The organism is Comamonas composti DSM 21721, assembly GCF_000429845.1.
In the GTDB taxonomy this organism is placed as follows: Bacteria; Pseudomonadota; Gammaproteobacteria; order Burkholderiales; family Burkholderiaceae_C; genus Comamonas; species Comamonas composti.
The window spans coordinates 224854-241863 of the sequence record NZ_AUCQ01000007.1 but is presented as its reverse complement, the minus strand read 5'-3'; the positions used below and the strand labels follow the sequence as shown (position 1 = coordinate 241863).

The window sequence follows — 17010 nt, the reverse complement described above, 5'->3', positions numbered from 1 at the left end:
CAATTTAGTGAATGAGCCGCCTTGAAGGCGGCCTCTTGTTTTTGGGCGGCTGTGGTTCTGCCAGAGCGCTGGCTGCAAAAACAAAGGCTTGCATCGGGGCTGATTCAGCCTGGCACGCAAGCTGCTTAGAGTTTTTCATATGTTTGATCAGCCAGATTGGCAGGAGAGATCTAATGGCTAAGACCGTTGCAGATGTGATGGAAATGGTGCGGGACAACGAAGTCAAATTCGTGGATCTGCGTTTTACCGATACCCGCGGCAAGGAGCAGCACGTCACGGTGCCGCTGTCGCACTTCGACGAGGACAAGTTCGCCTCGGGCCATGCTTTCGACGGCTCCTCGGTTGCAGGCTGGAAAGGCATCGAAGCTTCGGACATGCAACTCATGCCTGACCCGAGCACGGCGAATATCGATCCCTTCTTCGAAGAGACCACGCTGTTTTTGCAGTGTGACGTGATCGAGCCCGGCGATGGCAAGGCCTATGACCGCGATCCCCGCTCCGTGGCCAAGCGCGCCGAAGCCTATCTCAAGGCCTCGGGCCTGGGGGACACCGCTTATTTCGGTCCCGAGCCCGAGTTCTTCATCTTTGACGGCGTGCGCTGGAATACCGAGCCTGGCAGCACCTTCTACGAAATCGAAGAGTACGAAGCTCCCTGGAACACGGGTGCCAAGTTCGATACCGGCAACCGTGGGCACCGTCCGCGCACCAAGGGCGGCTACTTTCCCGTGCCTCCCGTGGACAGCACCCAGGATTTGCGTGCCGAAATGGTGCTCATCCTCGAACAGCTGGGTATTCCCGTGGAAGTCTTCCACCATGAGGTGGCCGGCGCGGGCCAGAACGAAATCGGCACCAAGTTCTCGACCCTGGTCGAGCGGGCCGACTGGACCCAGGTCATGAAGTACGTGATCTGGAACGTGGCCAACACCTATGGCAAGACGGCGACCTTCATGCCCAAGCCCTATCCGGGCGACAATGGCTCGGGCATGCACGTCCACCAGTCGGTGTGGAAGGACGGCAAGAACCTGTTTGCAGGCGATGGCTATGCAGGCCTGTCGGATTTTGCGCTGTACTACATCGGCGGCATCATCAAGCACGCCCGCGCGCTGAATGCCATCACCAACCCCGGCACCAACAGCTACAAGCGCCTGGTTCCCGGTTTTGAGGCTCCGGTTAAGCTCGCGTACTCGGCCAAAAATCGCTCGGCCTCGATCCGCATCCCCTACGTGGCCAACCCCAAGGCCCGCCGCGTGGAGGCGCGCTTCCCCGACCCCTTGATGAACCCCTATCTGGGTTTTTCGGCCCTGCTCATGGCCGGCCTGGACGGTGTGGAAAACAAGATCCACCCGGGCGAAGCCGCTACCAAGGATCTCTACCATCTGCCCCCCGAAGAAGACAAGCTGGTGCCCACGGTGTGCCACAGCCTGGATCAAGCGCTGGACGCGCTGGACGCAGACCGCGCCTTCCTGACCAAGGGCGGTGTGTTCTCCGACAACATGATCGACGCCTACATCGAGCTCAAAATGGGCGAGGTCACGCGTTACCGCCAGGCCGTGCATCCTGTCGAGTACGACATGTACTTCTCGCTGTAAGGCGACTTCAAAAGGCGGCCCAGGCCGCCTTTTGGCTCTTCATTTCCATGGATGCTTTTCTGCAAAAGAAGATGATCTGCTCAGGAAATCGCATGCCAGGCAGCTCAAGAGGCGATACTCGCCCCTATCGTCGGGTTTTTGCCGACACCTTCCCAAAGGTATGGAATGAACAAGCTGCTTTTGTCGCTGCTGCTGCCCCTGCTGTCTGCAGGGGCCTGGTCGCAGGATGTGATCTACCGCTGCGGCAACGAATATACGAACAACGCCTCCCAGGCCAAGGCCAAGGGCTGCAAGCCCGTTGATGGCGGTCATGTCACCGTGATTCATGGGGGGGGGGCCAAGCCGCCGGCGGCAAGGGCCTCATCGGGCTCGGCCTCTACACCAGCAGCCGCATCATCGGGGCCAGCTGCGGCCAAGGTTGACAACAATGCCCAGCGTGCGCGTGATGCCGATGCGCGTGCAATTTTGACCGCAGAACTCACCAAGTCCCAGGAAAAGCTGGCCCAACTCAAGCAGGAGTACAACGATGGCAATCCCCAGCGCACGGCGCTGGAGCTACGCAATCCCCAGGGCTATCTCGAGCGTGTGGAGCAGCTCAAGGCGAGTATTGCGCGGCAGGAAAGCGATGTCGCGGGCATTCGGCGCGAGATCGATCGCCTGCCAGCCCCCAGTGGCGCCAATTAAGGGACCGGCAGGCCCGGGAGCCCAGCCATGATGCCTGGCTCCAGAAACATTTCGGCACAGGTTCCGGGCTCTTCCTATCAGGCCCTGGATCTGCTGTGCACGCTGGCAGCCGTGCTCGATGCATCGGGCGCGGTGCAGTTTGCGAATGCTGCACTGGAAAATGCCCTGGGTCTTTCCCGGCGCGTTCTAGAGGGTAGCGACCTTGCCGTGTGCTTCATGGAACCGACCTTGCTGGACAAGGCGCTGTGCGGTGCACGCGACAACGATTTTGCGGCCCTGAGATTCGAGGCCAGCCTGCGCCGCAGTGCGGCGGAGGCTCTGCCTGTCCACGTCACTGTCTCCGTGATCGAGCCTGTGGGTCATGTGCTGGTCGAGCTATGGCCATTGGAGCAGCAGGTGCGTCAGGATCGCGAGGAGCGCTTGCGCGAACAGGCTCAGGCGCACAAGGAGCTGATCCGCAACCTGGCGCATGAGATCAAGAATCCCCTGGGAGGCATACGCGGGGCAGCCCAGCTGCTGCAGATGGATCTGATTTTGCCGGAGCTGCAGGAATATGCGGAAGTCATCGTGCACGAAGCTGATCGCCTGCAGGCTCTCGTTGATCGGCTGCTGGCCCCGCACCGCCACCCTCATCATGTGAGCGACGTCAATGTCCACGAGGTTTGCGAACATGTGCGTACCCTGGTGCTGGCTGAGTTCCCTTCAGGACTGGGTATCGTGCGTGACTACGACACTTCCATTCCCGAGTTTCGTGGAGATCGCTCCCAGCTGATACAGGCTGTGCTCAACATCGTGCAGAACGCAGCCCTGGCGCTGCGAGAGCGCATGGCCGAGGGGGATGCCGAGATCGTGCTGCGTACGCGTGTGGCAAGACAGGTAACTTTTGGTCGCCAGCGCTATAGGCTGGCACTGGAATTGCATGTCATCGACAACGGGCCGGGCGTACCCGATGCCATCAAGGAGCGTATTTTCTATCCTCTGGTGTCGGGACGGGATGGAGGCTCCGGACTCGGGCTGACCTTGGCACAGACGTTTGTGCAGCGCCATCAAGGGTTGATCGAATGCGATAGCCAGCAAGGGCGCACGGACTTTCGCATCCTCATTCCCCTGCCTTGATGTCTGGTGCGAAGGCCTGCAGTCTCAATGCTGCACATTTAGGAAGGACTGCCAATGAAGCCGATCTGGATCGTCGATGACGACCCTTCCATACGATTTGTTCTGGAAAAAGCTCTGGGGCGCGAGGGCTGGAGTACGCGCAGCTTTACCCAGATACGTGATGTACTCACGGCCTTGTCCGAGGTCGATGGGCAAGACCCCGAGCGCCAACCGCCCCAGGTGCTGGTCAGCGACATACGCATGCCTGGTGGTTCGGGGCTGGAGTTGCTGGAGCAGATCAGAGCCCGGCAGCCAGGCTTGCCGGTCATCATCATGACGGCCTACTCCGACCTCGACAGCGCGGTCTCTGCCTTTCAGCGCGGTGCTTTCGAGTACCTGCCCAAGCCTTTCGATCTGCCCAAGGCCGTGGAGCTGATCCGGCGAGCCATGGAGGAGAGTCTGCGCGAGGATGTAGCCGAAGCGCAGTTACCGCTCAAGGCCGAGATGCTGGGCCAGGCTCCTGCCATGCAGGATGTCTTTCGCGCCATCGGGCGTCTGAGCCAAAGTCAGGTCACGGTGCTGATCACGGGCGAATCCGGGGCGGGCAAGGAGCTGGTGGCCAGGGCCTTGCACAAGCACTCTCCCGTGGCTGGTGGGCCGTTTGTGGCCATTAATACCGCCGCCATACCCAAGGACCTGCTCGAGTCCGAATTGTTTGGCCACGAACGCGGCGCTTTTACCGGAGCCCAGGCCCAGAGAAGAGGGCGCTTCGAGCAGGCAGAGGGAGGCACCTTGTTCCTGGACGAAATCGGTGACATGCCTTTCGATCTGCAGACGCGCTTGCTGCGCGTGCTCTCGGATGGGCATTTTTACCGTGTGGGCGGCCACCAGGCCCTCAAGGCTCATGTGCGGGTCATTGCCGCCACCCATCAGGATCTGGAGCGACGCGTCCGCAGCGGCAGCTTTCGTGAAGACTTGTTTCATCGACTCAACGTGATCCGGCTGCGCCTGCCCGCGCTGCGCGAGCGCCGGGAAGACGTGCCCATGCTGACACGCCATTTTCTGCAGCAAAGTGCACGCCAGCTGGGGGTCGAGCCCAAGCGCATGGGAAGTGATGCCATGGAGCGGCTCCAGAACTTTGACTTTCCAGGCAATGTGCGCCAACTGGAGAACATCTGTCATTGGCTGACCGTCATGGCGCCGGCGCAGTTGATCTCGGGCAGGGATTTGCCACCAGAGGTGCTGGAAAAGGTTGGGCCGGGCCCCGTGGCTGGCACGGCTCCTGGTGATCCATTGAGTCGGGAGCAAGGCAAAGAGGGGCTGGCAGGACAGGATATGCCCGCTCAGTCGCCGCCTGAGGGTATGTCACCGGACTGGGTGTTGTGGCTGGGCCGGGAAGTGCAGCAGCTTTTGCAAAAGGGCCAGACCGATGTCTGGGAGCAGATGTCTCGCCGCTTCGAAGCCCAGCTCATACGCTCGGCTCTGACGATTACTCATGGTCGGCGCGTAGAGGCTGCACAGCGCCTGGGCATAGGGCGAAACACGATTACGCGCAAACTCCAGGAGCTTGGCATCGAGGAAGATACAGACCAAGGCTGAGTACGCTGGAGTAGGCAGAATTTCTCGCGCCTTGGCTTGCAGGCCAGATAAACCACTGAAGTGGTGACGGTTTCCTACAAGGCCTGGCTGGCTGGACCGACGAAGGCGGCGCCAAGCTTTGTCCACACTGTCCGAACCCCAATCCAAACCCATGTCTTGTCGTGCGCACATTTCTTTCGCAACTCTGGAGCAGGAGCGGGCCTGCGGGTGCTCGCCCCCGGTCTGCGCAAAACAGCAATCTGGCCGACCTGGTCGATGCCCACTGGCACGGACGCTATTTCAGCGAGCCTTATTTCGTGGCTGGACGCGGCTACGACCAATACCGGCCGGCCTATCTTCTGGGACACAAGGCTGCGCTGGCGCCGGAGTACGGAGCGCAAAGTTTCGAACAGGTCGAGGAGTTGCTGCAAGCGTGCTGGGAGCAACTGCATGGCACAAGCCTGTTGGGGTGGCATGAGGTCCGGGATGCTGCGCGTGCCTCATGGCTGCAGGCTCGGTCACCGTTGCTGCCAGCAAGCCAGCAGGACAGGCTTTTGAGCCTTTCAGCCACGGCTGTGCTCAATGCCGTGTTGGTCGTGGGGCGCCATGCTCATAAGCGACTGGGCCAGTGCATCACCCCCATGCCTCAGGGTTTGATGGGGCAGGTGCTGGCGCGCCATTTCAATGCCAGTCAGACCCTGGTCGACGATCTGGAGAGGGCGATTGTCCTGCATGGTGGTGTAGCCTTGCCCATGCGTTCCAGTCGGGGGCTGTTACGTCAATCCTTCTGGGAAGTCTGGAGAGGCAAGGGGGGGGGCACTCACTATTTGCTGGATCAGGCCGAAGCCTGCCAATACAAATGGCTCAAGGCCTATGAGGCTGCGGAGAAGGAGAAGATGCCCAGGCAGCTCAGAGAAATCCTGCAGCGCCAGGCACTGATGCTCAGAGGGCATATGGAGGCCATTCACTGGCTGCGCGGTTATATACCGTGATGGATGTCGACAGGCGACTCAGCCCAGGGTCACCACCACAGGTGTATGGTCACTGGGCTGGGAGTTCTTGCGGGGCGCGCGGTCTATGCTGCAGGCGCTGACGCTGTCTTGCAACGCCTGGCTCACGAGAATATGGTCTATGCGCAGGCCACGGTTCTTTTGAAAGCCCAGCATGCGGTAATCCCACCACGAAAAGCTTTTTTCAGGCTGCTCGAACATGCGAAAGGCGTCAGTCAGACCCAGATCCAGCAGGGCCTGGAAATGCGCGCGTTCCTCTTGTGTGTGGTGAATCGTGTCCTTGAGGCCTACGGGGTCGAAGGAGTCGCGGTCTTCGGGAGCCACATTGAAGTCGCCAACCAGAACCAGGCGCTCATGGGTGGCCAGCTCGGTCTTGATCCAGTCGTGCAAGGCCTGGAGCCAGCGCATCTTGTAGGCGAATTTTTCGCTGCCGGGAGCCTGACCGTTGACGAAATAGCCATTGATCAGGCGCACCGGGCCTTGGGGTGAATCCACACTGGCTGCGATGATGCGTGCCTGCTCGTCATCAAAGCCGGGAATGTTGCGCACTACGGCGCTCAATGGGCTGCGCGACAACCAGGCTACGCCGTTATAGGTTTTCTGTCCGTGACAGGCTGCGTGGTAGCCGGCTTCTTCAAAGGCCTGGTGTGGAAACTTGTCGTCGATGAGCTTGAGCTCCTGCAGCCCGAGTGCGTCCACGGGGTTGACCTCAAGCCAGGCCAGCACCTGGGGCAGGCGCACGGACAGAGAGTTGACGTTCCAGGTGGCAATTTTCATTTCTGTAAAAATCCCTTGTTGAAGGCGGTTGACGGCAGGTCTTCTGTTTCTGGTGTCTCAGGTTTAAGCGTGCCTGCTTGCGAAGCACCTACTTTGTCGCCGGTTACGGTCATGGGGCCGCGCTGCAGTGTTCGAGCATCCATGCCCAAGGCATTTTGCGCCACAGGTGAAGACGCTGTGTTCTGTGCTGTTGGGGGCTGCTCTTTGCCCGAGGATCATGCCTGTGAAGCCAGGCGAGGCCGACATGGATTAGGAGCTTGGACGCACGCTTTGAATATGCGTACGAGCTTTGCATGATTGAAAGCTGGATCTGGTTAGACAAAAGGGGTTAGCTCCAGAAGAGCTAACCCCTTGATATCAATGGTCGGAGCGGCGGGATTCGAACTCGCGACCCTCTGCTCCCAAAGCAGATGCGCTACCAGGCTGCGCTACGCTCCGACAATCCGCTATTCTAATCTTAAAAACAGAGCTGTTTAGGCAAACTTATAAAAGTTTGGGTAAACAATGCTTGTTACCATCAGCGTGAGCTCGGAGCCGGGCCACGGTTGGCGAGATGGCGGAAAGTGATACGGCCCTTGGTCAGGTCGTAGGGCGACATCTCCAGCGACACTTTGTCGCCTGCCAGAATGCGGATGTGGTGCTTGCGCATCTTGCCGCCAGTGTAGGCAATGAGCTGGTGCCCATTGTCCAGGGTCACGCGAAAGCGCGAGTCGGGCAGGACTTCCGTGACGGAGCCTTGCATTTCAATCAGTTCTTCCTTGGCCATGTTATTCAGTCTTTCGAACAGGTCTGCGGCATTGGTTCGTCAAAGACCACCTGCATCACTTTGCTGCGCAGAGGGGCAGTCATGGGTGACAGGCGGGGTAGGCGCTGCGTGAAGGCGCAGACCATGTACAAGCGAACGAAAAGGCCGGTTCAAACGAAGTGTGGCAGACCTTTGTCTGCCAACATTTAAACCTTTTAATTGTAGCGTTTCAGGATTCGCTGCGTGTAGAAGAAGGCGCAACTGTAGCGGCCAGCACACGAATTAAATCGGTTTGGGTAATGATGCCTACCAGCTTGTTCTGAGCATCGAGAACAGGCAGGTGGTGATGGCCTCCTGAGGAAAATAAGGGGACGAGCTCAATCACGGGTTGCCCGGTGTGCGCGGTTTGAACTGTCTCTGACATGATGTCAGCCACGCTCTGCGCAGTCTTGCCCTTGCCCGTGACCAGGTTCTTGAGCCTCTGGCCCAGACCTTCATGGGTGTCAAGCTTGGCATTGCGCACGAAATCGGCATGCGTGACGATGCCAATGACTTGGTGTTCCGGACCGATCACGGGCAGGGCCTTGACCTGCTCGCTGCGCATCAGGGCCCAGGCGTCCTTGAGTGTGACCTTGGGCTCTACGGCGAACACGGGCTTGGACATGACGGCGGCGCAATGCAGATCGCCCAGCGTGCGCTGAAAGGCCGCACGGCCGGCCATGTGCAGCAGGCCTTCGAGATCGGCGCGGCTGATGTCGAGCACCTGGTTGTAGTGCGTGAGGGCAGCATCAAGGTCGGCGTCTATGAACTGACCGCTCTGTGGCAGGCGTCCGTGGCTGCGCTGGGGGTGAGGGTAGGCCCGGCCTGTGAGCAGGTTATAGGCGACAGCGCTGGCCAGCAGCACGACGATGTTGAAAAGTGCAGGGAACAGCACCAGCTCCATGCCTGGCGCATGCTCTAGTACCACAAAGCTCGCAAGACCTACGCCTGGCGGATGAAAGCAGCGCAGTGCGACCATGATGGCCACCGAAAGCCCGGTGGCGGCTGCCAGTGCCAGGGCCGTATCGGGAATCAGGGCTTCGCACAGGGTGCCGGTGAGCAGGCAGGTCAGGCTGCCCGCAAGTACCGGCCAGGGCTGGGCCAGGGGGCTGGCGGGCATGCCGAACACCAGTACCGCACTGGCTCCCATGGAGGCCATCATCCAGTCGGCATGCGCATGGGCTCCGCCCCACCAGCGGCTGATCAAGGCCGTGATCAGCAGCCCCAGGCCAATGCCGAAGGACATGCGCAGCCCTTCGCGCCAGTCGGTGCCCACGGGCGGCGGCAGGAAATTGCGCAGCCAGTACAGGGCGCGCGAAGGCGATGAGCTCAGGGCCGTGGCATCCGGGTCGGAAGGAGAAGGGGGCGGGACTGCGGTCATGAAAGATGCGCCGGGGGCGTGCGCTCTTGGCTTGCATTGGATGATGGGTATTTTGGCGGCATGCGGCGATTTCTGTCTTCATGTGCCTCAAAGGCATGCGCCAGGGCCGGAGAGTGGCCGGGCTGGTCTTGTAGGCTGGCTATAGAATGCGCCGCAGCATCCTCCTCATCCTGTCCTGAAGCGAAATACAGAGTGTCTGATCGAATTGCCGTTCTCTCCCAGTACCTGCTGCCCAAGCAGGCCTTGACCGCCTTGATGGGGCACCTGGCCCAGGCACGCGCAGGCGCTCTGACCACGGCCGTGATCAAGCGTTTCATTGCCCGTTATGGCGTGGATATGAGCGAGGCCGAGGATTCCGACCCTACGGCCTATGCAAGCTTCAACGAGTTTTTCACGCGGGCCCTCAAGCCCGGCGCCAGGCCGCTGGCCCAGGCGCCCTGGGTCTGTCCGGTGGATGGCGCGATCAGCCAGATCGGCGTGATCGAGGGCGACCAGATCTTTCAGGCCAAGGGCCATCGCTACAGCGCAGCGGCCCTGCTCGGAGGCGATGCCCGTCTGGCAAGCGCATTCGATGACGGTTTCTTTGCGACCATTTACCTGAGCCCCAGGGACTATCACCGCATCCACATGCCTTGCGCGGGCCGGCTCACACGCATGATTTACGTGCCGGGCGATCTGTTTTCGGTGAATCCGGTCACGGCGCGCAACGTGCCAGGTCTTTTTGCACGCAACGAGCGCGTGGTCTGCATGTTCGAGACCGCGCATGGTCCTATGGCCCTGGTGCTGGTGGGCGCCACCATTGTGGGCAGCATGAGCACGGTCTGGCATGGACAGGTCAATCCGCCACGGCCGGGGCGCGTGCAGGAGTGGGGCTATGCGGACCAGTCCATCGTTTTGGAGCAGGGCCAGGAAATGGGGCGCTTTCAGCTGGGCTCCACCGTGGTGATGCTGTTCCCATCCGCATGCGCCATGCGCTTCAATACAGCCTGGACACATGGCCATGGTGTGCGTCTGGGCCAGCTGATGGCCGAAAGCTAGGACGGCCATCGGTTCCGGCCTGGGGGCCAACGCCCCTCGGCTACAGATACCAGTGCAACTGCTCGGGCCGGCGCTCTGTGGTGAACAGGCTTGGGGCCAGAAGCAGCTGGTTGGGTTTGACGGGGTCCTCATGGCCTATCAGATAGACCATGAGCTCGCGCCGCCTCAGTATGACGTGGCTGATCTTTTCCCGGCGGCCGTTTTGCGTGACCTCGATGCCAGGCTTGAACAGCGGCATGAGAAAGGTTGCGCCGCGCGCTTCGGTTGCTGTGGCTTCAGTGGCGGTTTCCATAGGCTTTGCTTGAAGAAAGTGAAAGGCGTTGTTTTTCCTATCGGCGGGCCGTCTGGGAACTAAAGCTCGAGGAGGCCAGGATTCTCCTGTATGGCTTGGAGGGCATATGCCCCGGGTCGGCACGTTTGTTACCCGTGGGGCAGAATCCGCAGCGCCATGCACAGCCCGTTCCATGGATTGTCTCTTTCCCGGGCCGCGGATCTCTCCCTTGTCTCTTATGCCTTTCATCTCTCCCCAAGCGTTGGCGGCCCAGTGGTGGCGCCTTCAGCAAAGTGAATCCCCGGACAATCTGAAACGAGTACAGGCGCTTGGACAAGACCATGCGGCGCAACTGGCGACGCACTTTTATGACGTCATGCTGGAGGACGAGGCTGCCTCCAAGCTGCTCAACCACGAGCAGGTGCGCACCCGCCTGCACCAGTCCATGACGAACTGGGTGGCTTCCGTGCTTTCGATTCATGACCAGGCGGGGCTGGAGAAGGTCGTGAACCAGCAGATCCATGTGGGCCAGGTGCATGCGCGTCTTGATGTGCCCATGTTCCTGGTGCTGCGCGGCGTGCGCAGCCTCAAGCAGGGCCTTGCCGCCTTGCTCAGGGCGCAGGCCTTGCTGAATGAGGGCGAGCGTCTGCAGGCCATGTACTGGGCTTTCTGCGTGGTGGACTTCTGCATGGAAATCATGGGCCAAGCCTATCACCGTTCACACGACAGCAGCTCCAAGGCCCAGGAGGCTTACCGGCTGCATGCCGCGACCTATAGCGTAGGCGCCGAGCGCGAGCGTCAGCGCGCGGCCCTGCTGGACTGGGAGAATCAGCTGCTGTTCGATCAGGCCTCGGGCTCCCAGGGGCATCCGTTGGGAACCTTGTCCAGCTCGGAGTTCGGTCTGTGGTTTCGTCACAAGGGTGCGCATGCGTTTGCCGGCGCACCCGAGAGCCAGCAAATCCTGGAGATCATGGATGGCGTGGACAAGCAACTGCTGCCGCGTCTGGGCCTGGCAAAGGAGGCTGGCGAGCGCCTGGACGGCCTGCGCGATCTGCGTGAGCGCACGCGCACCCTGGCCATGCTGCTCGACGGCCTGTTCGAGCAAAGCCGCGATGCGGATGCGGGGCGGGATGTGCTGACGAATCTGCTCAACCGCAAATTCCTGCCCGTGATTTTGAACAAGGAAGTGGCCTACTGCCGCGAAAAGCGCAGCAGCTTTGCCTTGCTGGCCATCGATGTGGATCACTTCAAGCGCATCAACGACGAGTACGGCCATGAGGCGGGGGACGCCGTGCTGCAGCAGCTTGCCGTCGGCCTCAGCCATGCATGCCGAGGCGGCGACTATGTCTTCAGGCTAGGCGGCGAGGAGTTTCTGATGCTGCTGGTCGATGTGCAGCAGGACAAGGCCATGGTCATGGCCAGGCGCGTGCATGACCAGGTACAAAGTGAGCCCTTTCAGCTGCCTTCGGGCAGGAAGATCCACGTGACGGTCAGCATAGGCCTGGCCCTGCACGACGGCCACCCCGACTACCAGCACACGCTGCGCCGTGCGGATGCCGCGCTTTACGAGGCCAAGCGCAACGGGCGCAATCAGGTGGTCAAGGGGTAGAGGGCCAGGACTTACCTGTCAGGCTGTACGCCCAAGATGGCATGCAGTCTGGCGCTGGTGGTCGTGTACTGCACCAGAGGCTTCTGGCCCTGGAGGTACTCGGCTGCGGCATAGGCCGCCATGGTGGCTTCGTGAAAGCCGCAGGCGATGAGCTTGAGCTTGCCTGGATAGGCGACCACATCGCCGGCGGCATAAATGCCGGGCGCGTCCGTGGCCTGGGTCGCGGGGCTCACGCAAAGCTGCTTGCGTTCCATGGCCAGGCCCCAGTCGGCCACGGGACCCAAGCGTGGAGAGATGCCCAGGCAGGCCAGGATTTGCTGCACGGGCAGGCGATGCTCCTGGCCTTCTCCATCCATCCATTGCAGGGCTGTGAGCTGCCCTGTGGCACTGTGCAGTTCGGTGGGCTGGCCTATGAGAGCCTGGACGGCGCCGCTGGCGCGCAGGTCGGCCAGCTTTTGCAGCAAGGGCTCGCTGGCCTGGAATGCATCGCGCCGGTGCATCAGATAGGTGGCCGAGCCGTGTTCGGCGCAGGCCAGAGCTGTGGTCACTGCATCCTCATCGCCGCCAAGCACCACGACGCTTTGGTCTTTGAGCATTTCAAGACTGCCCGGGTGGTAATGAAGCTGGCCCGGGGCCAGATCGGTCACGCCCGGAATCTTGAGCGCCTTGGGTACAAAGGCTCCCACGCCTGCGGCAATGAAGACGCAGCGCGCAGACAGGCGTGTTCCGGCCGTGGTTTGCGCGAGCCAGCGGCCGTCCTCAAGGCGCGAGAGCGTGGCCACCTGCTGGCCCAGATGCCATTCGCTGCCCAGATACGCAATCTGCTGCTGCAGCCGCTGCACGAGCTCGCGGCCCGTGCACACGGGAATGCCGGGGATGTCGTAGATCGGCTTGTCGCCATAAAGCTGCACGCACTGTCCGCCTGCCTGGGGCAGGGCATCGACCACATGGCTGCGCATGCCCTGCAGGCCGAGCTGAAATACCTGGAACAGGCCTACGGGGCCGGCTCCTATGACCAGCGCATCGGTTTCCATCACAGGTGCTGGGGCGGCAGGCGCTTGCGACATGGCGGGGGCAGCGGCTTGGCTCAACGCTCGAGCAGGTCGAGCTTGCCGGGTTTGCCGTTCCAGTCGTCGGCGTCGGGCAGCGAAGCCTTGCGCTTGGTGATGCTCTTCCAGCCCTTGGCCACGGTCAGCTCGGCATTGAGCTTGATGAAGGCCAGCTGATCTGCAGGCACATCTTCCTCGGCAAAGATGGCGTTTGCGGGGCACTCGGGAATGCAGACGGCGCAGTCGATGCACTCGTCAGGATCGATGACCAGGAAGTTGGGGCCTTCGCGGAAGCAGTCCACGGGGCAGACATCAACGCAATCTGTGTATTTGCATTTGATGCAGTTTTCGGTGACGACGTGAGTCATGAGCTGTGTTCTTGTAGGAGGTGAATCTCGGTTGCAGCCGGGATTCTAGGATTTTTCATGGCCCAGAGCCCGGGGCTGCGGCATTCCTGCATGGCAATGTGCAGTTTATGGGCCTTGGGTCAAAGTCTTGCCAGCTTCCCTGTGCGGACCAGGGTCTGCTGTGCTCACTCCAGCAGGGCTGCACCGGCGGTTGCATGGCTGGCCGTGTCCACGAGGATCAGGGCCCCCAACTGGCGTGACTCGGTGAAGGCCGCAGCCGGAATGCTCTCCTGCAGCACCAGCTCCACGCGGCCAATGGCATTGGCCTGCAACTGGCTGGCTGGCTCGCGCTCCAGCGTGTTGATGTTGAGGTTGTGGGCCACGTGCTTGACCTTGGCCTTGATCCAGCGGTGGCCGTGCAGGGCCCAGTAGATGCGACCCGGCACCAGGGGCTCCTCATCCATCCAGGCCACGGTGGCCACGATTCCGTGCTGCCTGGGCCAGACGCTCTGGGGAGCATCGAACTCGCTGGCGCCGGGCTGGACTTCGGGGGCGGCCACGATCCAGTCGCCGCGCGAGACATCGACCTCATGGTCGAGCACCAGGCCTGCGGAAAGACCTGCGCCCACATCGCGTGCCACGCGTGCATGGTCGAGCACCTGGGAGACGACGGCAAGCCGCCCGCTGGGCAGGATTTGCACGGCTGCGCCCGGGCGGGCCTGGCCTGCAGCCACGCGGCCCCAGAACACGCGCCGGCCCTGGCTGGTGTCGGCCGAGGAAGAGAACTTCTCCACCCATTGCACGGGAAAGGCCAGGGCCAGATGCCTGTCGGCCGGGGTGTTGGGCAGGCGTTCGAGCAACTGCAGAAGGCTCGGGCCCGCGTAGCCGGCCCAGCCGGACTCGGCATGGACCACGTTGTAGCCCTGGAGCGCCGAAACCGGCACCGTGGCCGCAGCCTGGATGCCTGCCTGGGCGGTGAAGCGCTGCAGCGCCGTCTGGATATGGGCAAAGGCGAGCGCAGGATCGGCCACGGCATCGAGCTTGTTGACCGCAAACACCAGGGAGTGCACGCGCAGCAGGTGCGCGAGAAGGCTGTGGCGGCGCGTCTGGGGCAGCAGTTGCAGTTCGGGGTTTTTCCAGTCCAGCTTGGTGGCATCGACGAGGATGACGGCCGCATCGGCGCTGCTCGCGGCCGTGACCATATTGCGCGTGTACTGCTCGTGGCCGGGCGCGTCGCCGATGATGAACTTGCGCGTCTCGGTGGCGAAGTAGCGGTAGGCCACGTCGATGGTGATGCCTTGCTCGCGCTCGGCCGAGAGTCCGTCGGTGAGCTGGGCCAGGTCCACGGTGTCGCCTGCGCCGCTGGTCTTGGTCACGCCGGCGAGCTGGTCCTGCAGCACGGTGCGCGTGTCCACCAGCAGCCGGCCGATGAGCGTGCTCTTGCCATCGTCCACCGAGCCGCAGGTGATAAAGCGCAGTGCCGAGCTGTTATCTGCATAAAAATCGGTTGTAGCGCTTGTTGGTATTGTGCTGGCAGCTATGGAAGTAATAGTTTCGGTCATCGAATTCTTTCTACGATCAGGCTCGACCCAGGTCAGGGCCGTAGCGCAAGAGCCGTCCCGCGGCGCAGCCGCGCAGGGGGCGTTTTAGAAATACCCATCCTTTTTGCGCTTTTCCATGGAGGCATCGCTGGTCTTGTCGTCCATGCGTGTGGCGCCGCGCTCGCTGACCTCGGCGCCCAGGGTTTCGAGCACGATGTCGGCGGCCGTGGCGGCCGTGCTCTCCACGGGGCAGGTGCAGGTGATGTCGCCCACGGTGCGAAAGCGCACGTCGCGCCTGACGACGCTCTCGCCCTCGCGTGGCGGTGTGAGCTCGGTCACGGGCACGAGCAGGCCGCGGCGCTCCACGACCTCGCGCTGGTGCGTGTAGTAGATGCTGGGCAGGTCGATGGATTCGCGCGCAATGTATTGCCAGACGTCGAGCTCGGTCCAGTTGCTGATGGGGAACACGCGGAAATGCTCGCCGGGCGCGAGCCGCGTGTTGAACAGCGTCCACAGCTCGGGCCGCTGGGCCTTGGGCTGCCACTGGCCGAAGCTGTCGCGGTGGCTGAAGATGCGCTCCTTGGCGCGCGCCTTTTCCTCATCGCGGCGTGCACCGCCGATGAGTGCGTCGAAGCGGAATTCCTCTATGGCTTCGAGCAGGGTGACCGACTGGTGGGCATTGCGCGATTCGCCCGCATGGGCCAGGCGCACCGTGCCGCGTGCCATGGAGTCCTCCACGCTGCGCACGATGAGCTCGGCCCCCAGCTCTTTGGCACGCCGGTCGCGAAACTCCGTGACCTCGGGAAAATTGTGGCCGGTATCGATCATGAGCAGCGGATAGGGCAGGCGGCCCGCGCCAAAGGCTTTCTCGGCGCAGCGCAGCATGACCAGCGAATCCTTGCCACCCGAGAACAGCAGCGCCGGGCGCTCGAAGGTGGCCGCGACTTCGCGCAGCACAAAAATGGTTTCCTCTTCCAGAGCATCCAGATGGCGGTTGCTCAAATGACCGAGCACGGAGTTGTCAACACGGGCGTTCATGGCTTATTCCATTCAAATCGTTTGTAGCGCTTATAGGGACTGCGCTGGCTGCTATATTTTTTGATGTCTTCATGCGCGGCGCCAGAAACTGGCACGGCCCACCCTGGGACGCCGGGCAAGAGCCGCCCCGCGGCGCAGCCGCTCAGGGGGAGCATCTCAATGCACGATATGCAGCCCGCATTCGCGCTGCTCCTCGCCCTTGGTCGGGTCCACATAGTCGAAGTTGTTGGGCAGGCCGTGCTTTGCGCAGTATTCGTGCAGGTCCTTGGACGACCAGTGCAGCAGCGGCGCGACCTTGATCAGCCCGTCGGGATTGACGCTCACGGGCTGCATTTGCGCGCGCACGGCGCTGTCGCTGGCGCGCAGAGCCGTGAACCAGACACGGGGCGCGGTCTCGCGCAGCGCACGCGCAAAGGGCTCGAGCTTGACCTCCTCGGTGAAGGCCGCATGGCGGGGATCGTCCAGGGCCGGCGTGGGTCCGTCCACGGCCTCGCGGTGGGCGCGCGAGCGCAGCGGCAGGTAGGTGAGCAGGTTCAGGCCCAGCTGGCGGCTCACCTGGTCGGCAAAGCGGTAGGTGGCCTCGGTGTTGTAGCCGTTGTCCATCCAGACCACGGGCACATCGGGCCGCACCCGGGTGACCAGGTGCAGGATCACGGCCTCGAAGGGGCGGAAGTTGGTGGTGACTATGGACGTCTGGCCCAGGCCCAGAGCCCATTGCACGAGGGCGGCTGCGTCGTGGCCGAGTTTGGCGTTGATGCGCTCCAGATCCAGAGCAGGGGCGAGCTGGCTCATGCGGCCTCCTGCGCGGGCGTGGTGGCGGTGCCGGCCTGGCGTGCAAACAGCGGGCGCGGCTCCAGAGCGTCGCCCTGATAGAAGCTGCCAAAGCGCTGCAACTGCTGCCGGGCCGCATCCGCGTCCAGCCCCGGGGCGAGTACGGCGCTGCTGAAGCCGCTGCGCTGCATCTGCACGAGCTGGTCTATGAGCACATCGCCCGTGGCGCGGATATCGCCCGCAAAGCCATGGCGGCGGCGCAGCAGCACGGCCTGGCTGAAGGCGCGGCCGTCGGTGAACTTGGGAAACTCCAGCTCGATGCGCGTGAGGCCTTGCAAGGCCTCGGGCGTGGCGATCTCGGCAAGATCCGCATCGTTGGCGATCTTGAGCGTCTTCACGCCCGCATCGCTTTCGGCAAGGGCGTTGGCGGCAATGATGTTCATGGTGG

At 62.2% G+C, this 17010-nt stretch carries 17 protein-coding genes and 1 tRNA gene; 7 read left to right on the top strand and 11 right to left on the bottom strand.

Annotated elements, in window-relative coordinates; genetic code table 11:
* The first annotated feature begins 173 nt into the window (after positions 1 to 173).
* The 5 genes from glnA to G486_RS21755 all read left to right on the top strand — a co-directional run bounded on the left by glnA (position 174) and on the right by G486_RS21755 (position 5938).
* Positions 174 to 1589, top strand: a complete 1416-nt coding sequence (gene glnA, locus G486_RS0107680) for a type I glutamate--ammonia ligase (protein WP_027015019.1) — start codon at positions 174 to 176, stop codon at positions 1587 to 1589.
* A 165-nt stretch (positions 1590 to 1754) separates the two neighbouring features.
* On the top strand, positions 1755 to 2273 hold the full coding sequence (locus tag G486_RS0107670; protein ID WP_027015018.1) for a hypothetical protein: 519 nt from the start codon (positions 1755 to 1757) through the stop codon (positions 2271 to 2273).
* A gap of 27 nt (positions 2274 to 2300) precedes the next feature.
* A complete protein-coding gene (glnL, locus tag G486_RS0107665; protein WP_407059791.1) occupies positions 2301 to 3389 on the top strand; it encodes a nitrogen regulation protein NR(II) in 1089 nt (362 codons plus the stop codon).
* Positions 3390 to 3443: 54 nt separating this feature from the next.
* On the top strand, positions 3444 to 4967 hold the full coding sequence (ntrC, locus tag G486_RS0107660) for a nitrogen regulation protein NR(I) (RefSeq protein WP_027015016.1): 1524 nt from the start codon (positions 3444 to 3446) through the stop codon (positions 4965 to 4967).
* Positions 4968 to 5128: 161 nt separating this feature from the next.
* Entirely contained in the window at positions 5129 to 5938 is an 810-nt protein-coding gene (locus tag G486_RS21755) for a hypothetical protein (RefSeq protein ID WP_245587267.1), read from the top strand.
* Positions 5939 to 5956: 18 nt separating this feature from the next.
* Here the strand turns inward: G486_RS21755 and xth are convergent, their stop codons facing one another.
* The 4 genes from xth to G486_RS0107635 form a co-directional block, all read right to left on the bottom strand.
* Positions 5957 to 6733, bottom strand: a complete 777-nt coding sequence (gene xth / locus G486_RS0107650; RefSeq protein WP_027015015.1) for an exodeoxyribonuclease III — start codon at positions 6731 to 6733, stop codon at positions 5957 to 5959.
* 361 nt (positions 6734 to 7094) lie between these two features.
* Positions 7095 to 7171 (bottom strand) — tRNA-Pro (locus tag G486_RS0107645).
* A 79-nt stretch (positions 7172 to 7250) separates the two neighbouring features.
* Positions 7251 to 7499: a translation initiation factor IF-1 gene (gene infA / locus G486_RS0107640; protein ID WP_027015014.1), complete on the bottom strand. Its 249-nt coding sequence runs from the start codon at positions 7497 to 7499 to the stop codon at positions 7251 to 7253.
* Between the two features lie 208 nt (positions 7500 to 7707).
* Entirely contained in the window at positions 7708 to 8898 is a 1191-nt protein-coding gene (locus tag G486_RS0107635; RefSeq protein ID WP_027015013.1) for an HPP family protein, read from the bottom strand.
* A gap of 192 nt (positions 8899 to 9090) precedes the next feature.
* Between G486_RS0107635 and asd the strand changes: the two genes are divergently transcribed.
* Positions 9091 to 9936 (top strand): archaetidylserine decarboxylase, encoded by an 846-nt coding sequence (gene asd, locus G486_RS0107630; RefSeq protein ID WP_027015012.1) that lies wholly within the window; start codon positions 9091 to 9093, stop codon positions 9934 to 9936.
* Positions 9937 to 9976: 40 nt separating this feature from the next.
* Here asd and G486_RS21750 read toward each other — a convergent pair whose 3' ends face one another.
* Positions 9977 to 10228 carry a hypothetical protein gene (locus G486_RS21750; RefSeq protein ID WP_027015011.1) on the bottom strand — a complete coding sequence of 84 codons (252 nt, stop codon included), beginning with the start codon at positions 10226 to 10228 and terminating at the stop codon, positions 9977 to 9979.
* Positions 10229 to 10445: 217 nt separating this feature from the next.
* Here G486_RS21750 and G486_RS0107620 point away from each other — a divergent pair, with 217 nt between their 5' ends.
* Positions 10446 to 11816 carry a GGDEF domain-containing protein gene (locus G486_RS0107620; RefSeq protein ID WP_027015010.1) on the top strand — a complete coding sequence of 457 codons (1371 nt, stop codon included), beginning with the start codon at positions 10446 to 10448 and terminating at the stop codon, positions 11814 to 11816.
* A gap of 11 nt (positions 11817 to 11827) precedes the next feature.
* Here G486_RS0107620 and G486_RS0107615 read toward each other — a convergent pair whose 3' ends face one another.
* The 6 genes from G486_RS0107615 to G486_RS0107590 form a co-directional block, all read right to left on the bottom strand.
* Positions 11828 to 12883: an NAD(P)/FAD-dependent oxidoreductase gene (locus G486_RS0107615; RefSeq protein ID WP_027015009.1), complete on the bottom strand. Its 1056-nt coding sequence runs from the start codon at positions 12881 to 12883 to the stop codon at positions 11828 to 11830.
* A 20-nt stretch (positions 12884 to 12903) separates the two neighbouring features.
* Positions 12904 to 13233 (bottom strand): ferredoxin FdxA, encoded by a 330-nt coding sequence (fdxA, locus tag G486_RS0107610; RefSeq protein ID WP_027015008.1) that lies wholly within the window; start codon positions 13231 to 13233, stop codon positions 12904 to 12906.
* Positions 13234 to 13397: 164 nt separating this feature from the next.
* Positions 13398 to 14774, bottom strand: a complete 1377-nt coding sequence (locus G486_RS0107605; RefSeq protein WP_027015007.1) for a sulfate adenylyltransferase subunit 1 — start codon at positions 14772 to 14774, stop codon at positions 13398 to 13400.
* Positions 14775 to 14858: 84 nt separating this feature from the next.
* Complete coding sequence (gene cysD, locus G486_RS0107600; protein ID WP_027015006.1) at positions 14859 to 15791, bottom strand: sulfate adenylyltransferase subunit CysD; 933 nt, start codon at positions 15789 to 15791, stop codon at positions 14859 to 14861.
* A gap of 156 nt (positions 15792 to 15947) precedes the next feature.
* On the bottom strand, positions 15948 to 16583 hold the full coding sequence (locus tag G486_RS0107595; RefSeq protein ID WP_027015005.1) for a phosphoadenosine phosphosulfate reductase domain-containing protein: 636 nt from the start codon (positions 16581 to 16583) through the stop codon (positions 15948 to 15950).
* Positions 16580 to 17005: a DUF934 domain-containing protein gene (locus G486_RS0107590; RefSeq protein WP_027015004.1), complete on the bottom strand. Its 426-nt coding sequence runs from the start codon at positions 17003 to 17005 to the stop codon at positions 16580 to 16582. The genes G486_RS0107595 and G486_RS0107590 overlap by 4 nt, the downstream gene beginning before the upstream one ends.
* Positions 17006 to 17010: the final 5 nt, after the last annotated feature.